Source organism: Catenulispora pinisilvae (assembly GCF_015356865.1).
Classification (GTDB): Bacteria; Actinomycetota; Actinomycetes; order Streptomycetales; family Catenulisporaceae; genus Catenulispora; species Catenulispora pinisilvae.
Genome location: NZ_JAAFZA010000277.1, coordinates 1 through 12798 on the forward strand (window position 1 = coordinate 1; position 12798 = coordinate 12798).

The 12798-nt window shown below is 71.1% G+C and carries 10 protein-coding genes; 1 reads left to right on the top strand and 9 read right to left on the bottom strand.

Annotated elements, in window-relative coordinates:
• The 3 genes from IZR01_RS42545 to IZR01_RS42555 form a co-directional block, all read right to left on the bottom strand.
• Window positions 1–2883: sensor histidine kinase (locus IZR01_RS42545; protein WP_194927143.1), on the bottom strand; the 2883-nt coding region annotated here is incomplete at its 3' end.
• 29 nt (window positions 2884–2912) lie between these two features.
• The gene (locus IZR01_RS42550; RefSeq protein WP_194898272.1) at window positions 2913–4118 is read right to left on the bottom strand and encodes an ABC transporter substrate-binding protein; all 1206 of its coding nucleotides are present in this window, start codon (window positions 4116–4118) and stop codon (window positions 2913–2915) included.
• Window positions 4119–4273: 155 nt separating this feature from the next.
• On the bottom strand, window positions 4274–5707 hold the full coding sequence (locus IZR01_RS42555) for an alanine/glycine:cation symporter family protein (RefSeq protein ID WP_194898273.1): 1434 nt from the start codon (window positions 5705–5707) through the stop codon (window positions 4274–4276).
• A gap of 183 nt (window positions 5708–5890) precedes the next feature.
• On the opposite strand from IZR01_RS42555, the gene IZR01_RS42560 reads away from it, so the two are divergent.
• A complete protein-coding gene (locus IZR01_RS42560) occupies window positions 5891–6823 on the top strand; it encodes a 5'-3' exonuclease (protein WP_194898280.1) in 933 nt (310 codons plus the stop codon).
• 168 nt (window positions 6824–6991) lie between these two features.
• Here the strand turns inward: IZR01_RS42560 and IZR01_RS42565 are convergent, their stop codons facing one another.
• The 6 genes from IZR01_RS42565 to IZR01_RS42590 form a co-directional block, all read right to left on the bottom strand.
• Window positions 6992–9832 (bottom strand): DEAD/DEAH box helicase, encoded by a 2841-nt coding sequence (locus IZR01_RS42565; RefSeq protein WP_194927144.1) that lies wholly within the window; start codon window positions 9830–9832, stop codon window positions 6992–6994.
• Window positions 9833–9909: 77 nt separating this feature from the next.
• Window positions 9910–10848 carry a diacylglycerol kinase gene (locus tag IZR01_RS42570; protein ID WP_194927145.1) on the bottom strand — a complete coding sequence of 313 codons (939 nt, stop codon included), beginning with the start codon at window positions 10846–10848 and terminating at the stop codon, window positions 9910–9912.
• A 79-nt stretch (window positions 10849–10927) separates the two neighbouring features.
• Complete coding sequence (gene tatC, locus IZR01_RS42575) at window positions 10928–11890, bottom strand: twin-arginine translocase subunit TatC (RefSeq protein WP_194898276.1); 963 nt, start codon at window positions 11888–11890, stop codon at window positions 10928–10930.
• 14 nt (window positions 11891–11904) lie between these two features.
• Window positions 11905–12123: a Sec-independent protein translocase family protein gene (locus IZR01_RS42580; RefSeq protein ID WP_194898277.1), complete on the bottom strand. Its 219-nt coding sequence runs from the start codon at window positions 12121–12123 to the stop codon at window positions 11905–11907.
• Between the two features lie 81 nt (window positions 12124–12204).
• Entirely contained in the window at window positions 12205–12414 is a 210-nt protein-coding gene (locus tag IZR01_RS42585) for a hypothetical protein (protein ID WP_194898278.1), read from the bottom strand.
• An 8-nt stretch (window positions 12415–12422) separates the two neighbouring features.
• The coding region (locus IZR01_RS42590) for a hypothetical protein (protein WP_194898279.1) at window positions 12423–12798 on the bottom strand (376 nt) is incomplete at its 5' end.

Sequence of the window (12798 nt, forward strand, 5' to 3'; positions counted from 1 at the left end):
TATAAGCGACAGCGGGGCGACCGGGGACGCGGAGGCTGCGGACACCGGCGGAGGCGCCGCCTGGGGAATCGTCGGCGGTGGTACCGGCTGCGGCCGGCGCACCGGCAGCATCTCGGTCCCCCGGCGCGGCTCGGGCACCGGCTGGTGCGGCTGCTGCTGGACGTCGCCGCCGGACAGCGCGCGCCGCCGGCCCGGTCCTTCGGGCGGCACCGGGGCCAGCGGGCCGAGCGAGTAGCGGCCGCCCGGGGCGTCGGTCGTCCCCGGCTGGCCGAGCGCGTCGAAGCCGGACACCTGGAGCGCGGAGTTCTGCGGTCCGGCGGTCGGCGGCTGCGACGGTCGCGGTTGGTAGGAAGGAGACCCGGTCTGCGCCTCGGCCGCCGGATACGGGGCGGCGTGGGAACCGGCCTGGCCGGTCGGACCGTTCACCGAACCGGGGCCGGGAGCGCCGTATCCGTCGAACGGTGTACTCGGCGTCGGCAGGCTGAACGCATCCCCCGGCTGCGACGCCCCGGGCACCCGCCGGGGCAGACCCTCAGCCCCCGGCGGCAGCGCGGGAGCAGAACCCGGACCAGGACCAGGACCAGATCCGGCACCGAATCCGGCACCGGGGCCGAATCCAGCGGGCGCCGACTCCGCGGCCGGCGAAGGCTCGGGAACATGCATCGGCTGCGCCGGCGTCAGCGGCGACCGCCCGCGCGTCTCCAAGGCCTGCGCATGCGCCTGCGCCGGGCTGGAGGGCAACGCCGAACCGGCCGGCAGCGTCGGCACCCCGTTGCCGGCCGGCGCGGCGGCCGCACCCGGCGTCCCCGTCGCGGCGGCCGCGGCGGCGTCCCCGCGCGGGGCCCGCGTCCCGGCCGTCTCGGCCACCGGCCCGGCCAGCAGGAATCCGGGCACGTACACCCGCGCGGTGGTCCCGCCGCCGGCCGTCGCCGACAGTTCCACGGCCGCACCGGTCCGCACCGACAGCCGGCCCACCACGAACAGGCCCAGTACCCGGGTCGGCGCCAGGTCCAGGCGCTCGCGGCGCACCAGGCGCGCGTTCTCCTGCGCCATCTGCTCCGGCGACATGCCCATACCGCGGTCCACGATCTCGATCACGAACCCGCGCGCCGACAGCCCGACCGCGATCTCCACCCGCTGGCTGGCCGGCGAGAACGACACCGCGTTCTCCACGAGTTCGGCGACCATCAGCGTCAGGTCGCCGACCGCCGAGGGCGCGACCATGGCGTCGTCCTCGGCGATCAGAACCACCCGCTGGTAACCCTCGACGCGGCCGACGGCCGAGCGCACCACGTCGGTGAGCCGCATCGGGGCGCCGGAGATGTTGGCCTCCCGCTCGCCGGAGAGCAGGATCAGGCTGTCGGCGCCGCGCTGCAACCGCACCGCGAGGTGGTCGATGCGGTAGAGCCGGTCCAGCAGTGTCGGATCGGTCTCGGTCCGCTCCACCTGGTCGATGATCGAGAGCTGACGTCCGGTGAGGTTGTGGATCCGGTGCCCGACGTTGCCGAACATCTCCGCGGTGTTGCGCCGGATGGTGACCTGCCGCTCCAGCATCAGCAGCGCGGTCTCCTGCACCTTGTTGAACGCCAGCGCCAGGTCGCCGAGCTCGTCGTCGGTCGGCACCGGGATGGCCTCGAACTCCGGCAGCTCGCCGCGCTCGCCGAGGTCCTCATCGGTGACCCGTTCCAGATCGGCCGCGGCGGCGCGGGCGACGCGGGTGGCGGCCCGGGTCAGCGCCAGCACCGGCCGCACCACGGATCTGCGGATCAGCCCGGACAGCACCATCAGCCCGCCGGCGGCCAGCACCCCGATGCCGATCAGCAGCGCCACGGTGAACTCGGCCTGCTGGGCGTTGTCCCGGGCCAGGCCGATGATCCGGTCGGTGATCTGGGCCTCGGCCGCGGCCCGGGAGGTGGACGCGGTCTCGAAGGCCGCGGTCAACGACGTGCGGTCGCTCAGGGTCTGGATGTCCTGCAGGTTGACCTGGGTGGCGCCGTTGACCCCGCGGACCGGGTCGAAGGCCAGGCCGTACATGGCCTCGGCGCGGTTCTGGTAGCCGCGGAAGACCTCGGCCTGCGCCGAGCGGAGCAGGTCGGCGATGGCGTCGCGGTCCGAGGCCGCGGTGGACTGCTGCACCAGCCCGAACTGCACCTGCGCCACCTGGTCCCAGCGCAGCGCGGTGGCGTACTCCTCACCGGCGTTGTATTCGGTGGGGCCGGAGGCGAAGGCGGTCAGTGAGGCCTCGCGCTGGCTCTCGGCCATGTCGCCGGAGTACAGCGCGGACAGCTCGGATTCCAGCGAGGCGGCCGGACCGCCGTCGGCCGCGTGCCCGCCGAAGTCCAGCGCCGAGACCATCTGCGAGTCGATGGCCCCGTACACGGTGTCGACCAGCCGCTGGACTTGGGCCTGCAACACATAGTTCTGCGACATGCCCTCGGTGGCCGGCAGTTCGCGCACGTAGCTCAGGTCGGAGACGGCGGCCAGGGCGGCGGTCAGGGTCGGCGTGGCGCTGCCGCCGTAGTCCTTGGTGACCTGCTGGACCTGGTCGTCGGTGGTGCCGATGGCGGCCGTGTACTGCTGCACCTTGTCCGGGTCGCCGCTCATCGCGGCCTGGGCCTTGTCGCGCTCCACCGACAGGTCCTGGATCAGCTGGCTGACGGACTTGGACGAGGACAGGAAGTCGGCCGCCGAGTTCCACTGGCCGGCCACGTCCACCTCGTGGACCGCCACCGGGGTCATCAGCGCGGCCATGGCCACGGTGGGCAGCACGACCAGCAGGTCCATGCGGCGCCGGAACGGCAGCCGGCCGCGCATCCCCGCCTTGCTGTTGCTGGTGGTGGTGTTGGTGGTGTTGGCGACGTCGGCGCCCGAGCCCTGCGTCATGTCCGCACCGCCTCCCTTGCCCCGTGCGGTCATTGGTGTTTTATCCGGTTCCAGGCCGCGACCCACTGCGAGTAGGCCACGCACGTGCGGTCGCTGCCGTCCTGACAGTGCGCGCTGGGCGTGGTCCAGAACCAGATGTTCTTCCAGTAGGACTCGTCGTCGGCGTGGTAGGTGGCACAGAACTTGGGATCGGTGGTCTTGGCGCAGGCCTGCGAGTTCGCCGGGGCCTCCCCGACCCACTCGGCCACCTGGGCGTTGACGGTCGCCGAGGAGATGTAGTTCAGCCACTCATAGGTGCAGGTCAGATCCTTCGCCGTGGCGCTCACCATCCAGGTGTCGGACCACCCGGTGCTGCCCTCGGTCGGCGTGGCGGTGGCGATCTCCCCGTGTCCGGAGTTCTGAAGACCGTTGACGACCACCTGCCAGCCGGTGCCGATGGTGTCCGCGCCCTTGGCGAAGGCGGCCTCCTGGTCAGCGGTGTCCGGCCAGTAGTCGCCGACCGCGGCCCGCTGCTTTGTCAGTAGCGCGACCACCGCTGCGAACTGGTTCTTGTCCAGTTCGTAAGGGTTCTTGATGCCCAGCGCCGGCTGGCTGCTCATCAGGTACAGCGCGGCGTCGGCGATGGTGATCGGGGAGTCGTAGACCGACACGTGCCCGGCCGCCGAGGGGTCGGGGTTGAACACCGCGCTCAGCGAGGTCGGCGGGGCCATCTTGTTCTTGTTGTAGATCAGGACGTTCGCGCCGCGGCCCTGCGGGATGCCGTAGGGCACGCCGTTCGCCGAGTTCCAGGGCCGGTCCTTCAGGCCCGGGTAGATCTGCGCGTAGTTGGGGACCTTGGAGACGTCGACGGGGGCGACGTCCCCGCTGGCTATCATCCGCAGGCTGGCGTCCCCCGAGGCGGAGACCACGTCGTAGCGTCCGGACTTGACGTCCGCGACCATCTCGTCGGAACTGCCGGCGGTGTCGGCGTGCACCTGGCAGTTGGTCTGCTGCTGGAAGGGCACGATCCACTGGTTCTCGGCGTAGCCGTCCCACACGACCATATACAGGTCGCCCTCAGAGGCCGAGCCCGGCTCGGCCATCGGCACCGGCGGGGCGACGAAGGCCCCGGCGGCCGCGGATCCCGCCCCGGACGAGCAGCCCGCCATCAGCGCCAGGGCGGCGACCACAGCGGCCAGGCGCGCCGCGAGGGACCCGTATCGACGTCCAGAGGACGCCGAACGCACTATCGCCATAGACCGGGGCGCTTTCTGCTCACTCGTCGCTTGTCATGCCAGAGCCTTGCGTGGGGGGGACACGGACGGCACGCGACCGTACGCGACGCGCTGCACACTACACGATCGTATGGTCAGTCGAGAATCAGGGAGCGTATGGAAAGGGCTGGATCCGATCAGACCCAAACATCAGTACGGAGGCTCCCTGGCAGGTATTCGTTGCCGGGCGCGTGGAACGACGGATCGGCGCCGGCGGCCCGGGCGGCCTCGTAGTCCCGCAGCGCGCCGAAGGCCCAGCGGCCCAGCAGGACGATCGCCGCCAGGTTCATCAGCGCCATGACGCCCATCGCCACGTCAGCGAACTCCCACACCAGCTGCAAGCTCAACAGCGAGCCCAGAGCGACCGCCGCCAGCACCACCACGCGGAAGGCCTGGATCCGGGCCCGGGTCGCGCCCAGGTAGTCCAGGTTGACCTCGGCGTAGACGTAGTTGCCCAGCACCGAGGAGTAGGCGAAGACGAAGACCATCACGGTCATCAGCCACTTGCTCCAGTCACCGAACTGGTTCACCACGGCGGCCTGGGTCAGCGAGGCGCCGGTCGAGGAGCCGGGATGGGTGGGGTCGTAGACGCTCCGGTCGGCGAGCATGATGATCATCGCGGTCGCCGTGCAGACCACCAGGGTGTCCACCGCGACGCCGAGCGACTGGAGCAGGCCCTGCTTGGCCGGGTGGGTGGTGTCGGCGGTCGCGGCGGCGTTCGGGGCCGAGCCCATGCCGGCCTCGTTGGAGAACAGACCGCGCTTGACGCCGTTGAGCATCGCCGCGCCGAGGCCGGAGACGCCGCCGACGGCGGCCGGGCCGAAGCCGAAGGCGTCGCGGAAGACCCAGCCGAGGGCCTCGGCCACGCGGCCGGGGTTGGTGACGATGATCACCGCGGCCAGTGCCAGGTAGGCCACGGCCATCACCGGCAGCACCAGACCGGCGATCTTGGCCACCCGCTGGACGCCGCCGAACAGGGCGGGGGCGGACAGGACGACCAGGATCAGGCCCGTCCAGTGCGCGGAGACGCCGTGCGTGCCGGCCAGGACGTCGGCGACGGTGTTCGCCTGGACCATCGTGAAGGCGATGCCGAAGGTGAAGATCAGCAGGACGGCGAAGACCGCGCCGGCCCGGCGCGAGCCGAGGCCGGTCTCCATGTAGTAGGCGGGGCCGCCGCGGTAGCCGCCGCCGGGCGCGGCGCGCTTGAACAGCTGCGCGAGGGTGGCCTCGACGAAGCCGGTCGCCATGCCGACCACCGCGACCACCCACATCCAGAACACCGCGCCGGGGCCGCCGACGGTCAGGGCCACCGCGACGCCGGCGATGTTGCCGGTGCCCACGCGCGAGGCCAGGCCGATGGCGAAGGCCTGGAAGGAGGAGACGCCGTTCTCGGAGTGGCTGCGGGAGGAGTCGCCGACCAGCAGGCGCAGGGCCGGCTTCAGGAGGCGGACCTGGACGGCGCGGGTGCGGGCGGTGAAGTAGAGGCCGGCGCCGATGAGGAGGTAGATGAGGACGTACGTGTACAGGAAGTGGCTGACCGGGTCGATGAACTGCTCCCTGACGAAGTCCATAAGGAGGTGATGATCCTTCGCGGGCGCCGCGAAAGATCGTTTGGGCCGGTCGAGTTGGAGGGCCGAGGTCGCCGGTCGAGTTGGAGGGCTGCGGTCGCCGGTCGAGTCGGAGGGCTGCGGTCGCCGGTCGAGTCAGGGTGGCCCTCTAGGATCGGCCCCATGGCGAAGACCCAGGAGCGCCTGATGGTGCTCGACACCCCGACGCTGTACTTCCGCGCCTTCTTCGGCGTACCGGACACGATCCGCTCCCCCGACGGGATGCCGGTGAACGCGGTGCGCGGGACGCTGGACTTCGTCAGCCACCTGATCGGCACCTACAAGCCGGACCGGCTGGTCGCGTGCTTCGACGCGGACTGGCGTCCGGCGTTCCGGGTCGAGGCGATCCCGTCGTACAAGGCGCACCGGGTACTGGAGGAGGCGCCGGCCGGGGCCTCGGGTGCCGACGGCGTCGACGTCGAGGAGGTGCCGGACACCCTGAGCCCGCAGGTGCCGGTGATCGAGGCGGCGCTGGACGCGCTGGGCATCGCGCGCGCCGAGGCACCCGGCTTCGAGGCCGACGACGTGCTGGCGACGCTGGCCGAGCGCTGGAGCGGGCACGGGCCGGTGGACGTGGTGACGATGGACCGGGACCTGTACCAGATGGTCGACGACGCCCGGCAGATCCGGGTCCTGAACATCGGCAAGGGCGTGACCAAGCTGGAAGTGGTCACCGACGACGTGCTGCGCGAGAAGTACGGCATCAGCGGCGGCGAGTACGCGGACTTCGCGGCCCTGCGCGGCGACCCCAGCGACGGCCTGCCCGGCGTCACCGGCATCGGCGAGAAGACGGCGGCGGCCCTGATCTCGCAGTACGGCGACCTGCCCGGCGTCCGCGCGGCGGCGACCGACCCGGCCTCGACGCTGAAGCCGGCCCAGCGCAAGCGGATCGCCGAGGCGGCGGGCTACCTGGACGCGGCGCCGACGGTGGTGCGCGTGGTGCGCGACGCCCCGGTGGTGGAGCACGACGACGTACTGCCGCGGGAGGCCAAGGACCCGATCATGGCGGCGATGCTGGCGGAGAAGTTCGGGCTGAAGACGGCGATGGCGCGGGTGATTCGGGTGATGGGCGAGCGGTAGAGGGCCAGGCCGGTGTCGGCTCGGCGTCTTGTGGTGGCGCCCGGCTGTGCTGCTGACCGGCGGCGCCGTCCGCATTCTGTTATGGACCATTCGCCCCGTATATACATGTATAACGCTCGCCGCCGACATCTTCGTCAGCGGCGAGCGTTATCCACGCAATACGCCGACCTACCCGTTCAGCATCGAGTAGGCGACCACCCCGCGCCGCAGCCCGTCGATCGCCTCCTGGGCGGCCTCACGCACCGTGCTCTTCTTCCCGTTGTCGGCCTTGAGTTCCGCCGCCGCGTTGGCGACCTGGCCCAGCAGGTCGATCAGCTGCTTGCACCAGCGGACGAAGTCGCCGGCGGGCATCTCCACGTCCCACAGCACCTCTTCCAGCGCCTTGCCGGAGGCCCAGTGGAAGGCCGGGAGGGCGAAGCCGAGGTCTGGTTCGCGTTGGAACTCCAGGTGGTGGTCGGTCTCCAGCTCTTCGAGCTTGGCCCAGAGCCGGACCATCTCGTCGAGGGTCTTGGGGACGGCGCCGCCGGGCAGGCGCGGGGGGCCGGCGTCGTCGGCGCGGCGGGCCTCGTAGACCAGGGCTGATACGCAGGCGGCGAGTTCGGGCGGGGTCAGGCCCTCCCACAGGCCCGCTCGCAGGGTTTCGGCGGTGAGCAGGTCCAGTTCCGTGTAGAGCCGCCCGAGGCGCTTGCCGATCGGGGTGACCTGGTCGCCGTCGAGGTAGCCCAGCTGTTCCAGCAGGCCGCAGACCCGGTCGAAGACGCGGGCGATGCTGTTCGTCCGGCCGGCGACGCGCTTCTCCAGCTGCTTCGTCTCGCGGTCCAGCTTGTGGTAGCGCTCCGCCCAGCGGGCGTGGTCCTCGCGCTCCTGGCAGCCGTGGCAGGGGTGGGCGCGGATGGCCTTGCGCAGGCGGTTGATCTCGGTGTCGTCGGCGGCCTCGGCGCGGTAGCGGGTCTTGCGGTAGGGCGGGATCTCCTTGTCCCCGGCCTTGCCGCGCAGGACCGCGGCCAGGTCCTTGCGGGACTGGGGCGACTTGGCGTTGAAGGACTTCGGGACGCGCATGTGGTCCAGCGGTTCGGCCGGGCTGGGGAAGTCCGTCACCGACAGACGCACCACCTGGCGGTCGACGGTCAGAACCACCGGGCGCGGGCCGTCGCCGGTGAACTGCTTCTGCCGCCCCGCGGTCGAAGCCGGTATCCCCGGGTCCAGGACCACGGCCACCCCGGCGCGCTTGCCGGCGGGGACCACGATGATGTCGCCTGGTTGCAGCTTCTCCAGCGCTTCCAGCGACGCCGCGCGCCGGTTCGCAGCCCCCTGCCGCGACAGGTCCGCCTCCCGCTCCGAGAGCTGACGGCGCAGCACCATGTACTCGTCGAAGTCGCCGAGGTGGCAGGTTATGGCCTCGGAGTAGCCCTCCAGCGCGCCGGTGTTCTTGCGCACCTGCCGCGTCAGCCCGACCACGGCCTGGTCGGCCTGGTACTGCGCGAACGAGGTCTCCAGCAGGTTGCGCGCGCGCTCGGCGCCGAACTGGCCGACCAGGTTGACCGCCATGTTGTAGGACGGCTTGAACGACGAGCGCAGCGGATAGGTGCGGGTCCCGGCCAGCCCGGCCAGCGCCTTGGCGTCCAGGTCCTGGCGCCACAGCACCACCGCGTGGCCCTCGATGTCGATCCCGCGCCGGCCCGCGCGCCCGGTGAGCTGGGTGTACTCCCCGGCCGTCAGATCGACGTGGTTCTCACCGTTCCACTTGGTCAGCGCTTCCAGGACGACCGTGCGGGCCGGCATGTTGATGCCCAGGGCCAGCGTCTCGGTGGCGAAGACCGCCTTGACCAGGCCCTGGACGAAGAGCTCTTCGACGATCTCCTTGAACGTGGGCAGCATGCCCGCGTGGTGGGCGGCCACCCCGCGCTGGAGGCCGTCGAACCAGTCGTGGAAACCCAGGACATTGAGGTCTTCGGAGGGGATCTTGCCGGTCCGCTCCAGCACGTGCGTCTTGACCCGGGCCCGCTCGTCGGCGGTCAGCAGCCTGACCCCGGCGTGCAGGAACTGCTGGACCGCGGCGTCGCAGCCGGCCCGGCTGAAGATGAAGGTGATGGCCGGGAGCAGGCCCTCGGCGTCCAGCTTCTCGATCACGTCGACCCGGCTGGGGACCCACGAGCCCCGGCGCCGGTCCCGGCCGCGTCCGCCACGGTTGGCGTTGGGGCCGCCGGCGCGCGGGCCGCCCCGCTTGTACATCGACTCCTCGCGGTTCAGGCGCACCAGTTCGGGGTTGACCCGCAGCTCGCGGGCCGCCGAGATGCCGCCCTGGCCGTTGGCGCCGGGCATGGCCTCGCCGTCGGCGCCGTTGGCGAACAGGTCGAACATGCGCTTGCCGGACAGGACGTGCTGCCACAGCGGGACCGGGCGGTGCTCCCAGACGATGGACTTGGTGTCGCCGCGCACGGTGCGCAGCCAGCCGGCGAACTCCTCGACGTTCGACACCGTCGCCGACAGCGCCACCAGGCGCACCGACTCCGGCAGGTGGATGATGACCTCTTCCCAGACCGCGCCGCGGAAGCGGTCGGCGAGGTAGTGGACCTCGTCCATGACCACGTAGCCCAGGCCGGACAGGGTCGCCGAGCCCGCGTAGAGCATGTTGCGCAGCACCTCGGTCGTCATCACGACGATCGGGGCCTCGCCGTTGACCGTGTTGTCGCCGGTCAGCAGGCCGACGTTGGCGGCACCGTGCCGGGCCACCAGGTCGGCGAACTTCTGGTTGGACAGTGCCTTGATCGGGGTGGTGTAGAAGCACTTGACGCCCTGCGCCAGGGCCAGGTGGACGGCGAACTCCCCCACGACGGTCTTGCCCGAGCCGGTCGGGGCCGCGACCAGGACGCTGTCCCCGGCCTCCAGCGCCCGACACCCCTGGATCTGGAACCCGTCGAGGTCGAAGTCGTAACCCCCGCGGAAGCGCTGGAACTCGGAGAGGGCAGGCACGTCGGGAGCCCGCAGGGGCTCAGCGGGCGATGACATGCCTCCAGCCTAACCGCAAGCTTGATCGCCGCGCCTCAGGTTTGCCCGGCGGGCTCCGGCGGTGCTCAGGGCGCGGCTCAGGACGCGGGCCGGAAGACCCGCAACGCCCCTGGCAGCGTCCGCAGCGCCACCGGCAGCGCGCCGATCCGCTCGCCGTCGGCCCAGCAGCTGACGCCCTCGGCGCGCAGCTCGATCGAGGCGGCGTGGTGCACGTTCACCTTCGGGTGATTGACATGCCGACCGGAGAAGACCTTCGGGAAGATCGTCAGCAGGGTCGGCTTGGAGATCTTGCGGACCTCGGTGAGCTGGAACCGGCCGTCGTCCATGCGGGCCTGGGGGCAGATGAGCATGCCGCCGCCGTAGGAGGGGCCGTTGCCGACCGCGATCAGCATGCACTCGGAGGTCTGCTCCTGGTCGTCCAGCCGTATCTGGAACGCCGGGGCCTTGAAGCGGGGCAGTTCCAGCAGCATCGACAGGTCGTAGCGGCGCTTGCCGCGCGGCCAGCGCATCTGGTTGGCCCGGTCGTTGACCTTGGAGTCCAGGCCGCAGGCCAGCACCGTGAAGAAGCGGCGGACCACCTCGGCGGAGGTGCCGGCGCCGACCGTGGCCTCGCCCAGGTCGACCCGCTCGACGTGGCCCTCGACGATCACCCGGGCCGCGGCCTCCGGGTCCTTCAGCGGGATGCCCAGGCTGCGCGCGGTGTCGTTGCCGGTGCCGGCCGGGATGATGCCGAGCACGCACTCCGGCTCGGCGGTCAGCAGCCGCAGGCCGGCCGAGACCATGCCGTCGCCGCCGACCACCACCAGGGCGGCTTCGGGGTTCTTCAGCAGGGCGTCGCCGGCCCGCTGCTCACCGTCGGCGGCGGTGCGCCCGACGATCTCGGTCACGTCGATCCCGGCGGCCCGCAGCGCGGCGACGGCACGCCGGCCGGCTTTCGCCCCCGCGCCCTTGGCGGACGTGGGGTTGATCAGGACGACGAGGTGGTCGGGTCGGTGTTGGTCGGAACGGCTGGGCACGCGCGAACGTTAGCAGCGCGTGCCCTCCCGCGTCATGGCGTCGTGACCGGCGCGTTATCGCACCCGGGCGGCGCGGGCCTCAGGTGAGGTCGTCGTAGTCGTCGTCGAAGCCGCGCCGGACCTGCTCGACCGGGCGGGCCTGCTCGACCGGGACCGGGCTCAGGTCCAGGTCCGAGGACTCGTCCGGGGACAGGTTGGCGTTGATGTTGCGGGCTGCGCGGCGCTTGTCGTTGAGGACGGCGATGCCGATGGCGCTGTAGTAGAGCAGGCACATCGGGGCGGCCAGGGCTGTCATGCCCAACGGCTCACCGGTCGGGACCGCGGTGGCGGCGAAGATGAAGATGCCGAACGTGACGTAGCGCCAGGACTTCTTCAGCCGCGCGGCGGACAGCACTCCGGTGAAGTTCAGCGCGACCACGATCAGCGGAACCTCGAACGAGGCGCCGAAGACCAGCACCATGCGCATGAAGAAGCCGATGTAGTCGGCCAGCGGGATGGCGTTGGGCGACTCGGAGGGGGTGAAGCCGAGCAGCACGCTCATCACGTGCGGGACGATCACGTAGCACAGGGTGGCGCCGCCGGCGAACAGCGGGACCGCGACGCCGACGAAGGTCAGGCTGTACTTCTTCTCGTTCTTGTGCAGGCCCGGCGCGATGAAGGCCCACAGCTGGTACAGCCAGATCGGGCAGGACAGGATCAGGCCGACCATGAGCGAGACCTTGAAGTCGACCGCGATGCCGGAAGTGGTGCCATTGGAGGTGAGCACGCCGCTTCTGCAACTCGGCACCCCCTGGGCGACGCCCCTGGCCTTCGCGTCGCAGACCGCGCGGGTCAGGGCGTGGATGACCTGCTTGTGGACGAGCCAGCCGGCGACGGAGCCGATGGCGATACCCACAGAAGCCCGGAACAGCCGGGTGCGCAGCTCACGGATGTGCTCGCCCAGCGGCATCCGGCCCTCGGGGTCCTTGTCGGCCTTCACCACCTTCGGCGGCTTGCTCTTGCCCTTGGGCCGGGTCCCGTTGGCGCTGGCCTGCGTCGTCATGATGGGCCGATCCTTCAGTTCTGGGCGTTGTCGGCGCGCTGGGCACCGCCGTCGACGATCGAGCCCGGGATCACCTTTTCCTCGGGCAGTTCCACGTCGTCCGCCGCGGCCTGCATCTCGGACTTCATGATCCGGGCCGACTTGCGGACGTTGCGCACCGAGTCGGTCAGCCGGTTGCGCCCGAACAGCGCCCACGCTGCCAGCACGAGCAGACCGATCTCGATCAGCCGCATGAACACGGTCCGACCCCCTTCACTGCGACAGGCCCCGGGTTGGCGGGCGTCGTGGATATGAACACGGGCACGATGCGAAGACTAATCGTGCTGGGCCCGTGCCCGCAGCGCCTTGACGCCCTCCATTTCCTGAACTCCGCGCAATGTCTGGCTCGCATCGTTCAAGATGGCCGAGGTCTTCTTCAGCTCCCGGATCAGACCCTTGGCCGCGGCGAACACCCGCCAGCCGAACGCGGCGATGATCACCAGGGCGACGACGGCGGTGATCGTGATCAGCAGGACCCAATACATGCTGGAAACTATAGGGCCTGGCCGGGCCCGCGACGCAGGGCGAGGGTGGCCACACCCGCGGATTTCAGGATCTCGGCCAACTCCGGCCCGGCCGGCCGGCGCACCCGGGCCCCGCAGGCGGGGCAGGTGAACAGGTAGCGGTTCGCCTCCGCACCGTCACCGGTCTCGACGAAGCGCACGTCGGCGATGGCCACATACTGCGGTCCGCAATCTGGACACCGCACCCGGAAGTCGGCGGCCGGAGCCGCTTGCTGCGGCGCGGCGGAGCGGGAGCCACGCAGGGCGACCGATTCGACACCGATCGCGGCCAGCGCGTCGGAGAGGTCTGCGAGGCCGCCGGTCAGAGCGCGCAGGCGGGTGCGGCCGTCGGAGGTGGGCTGGGGG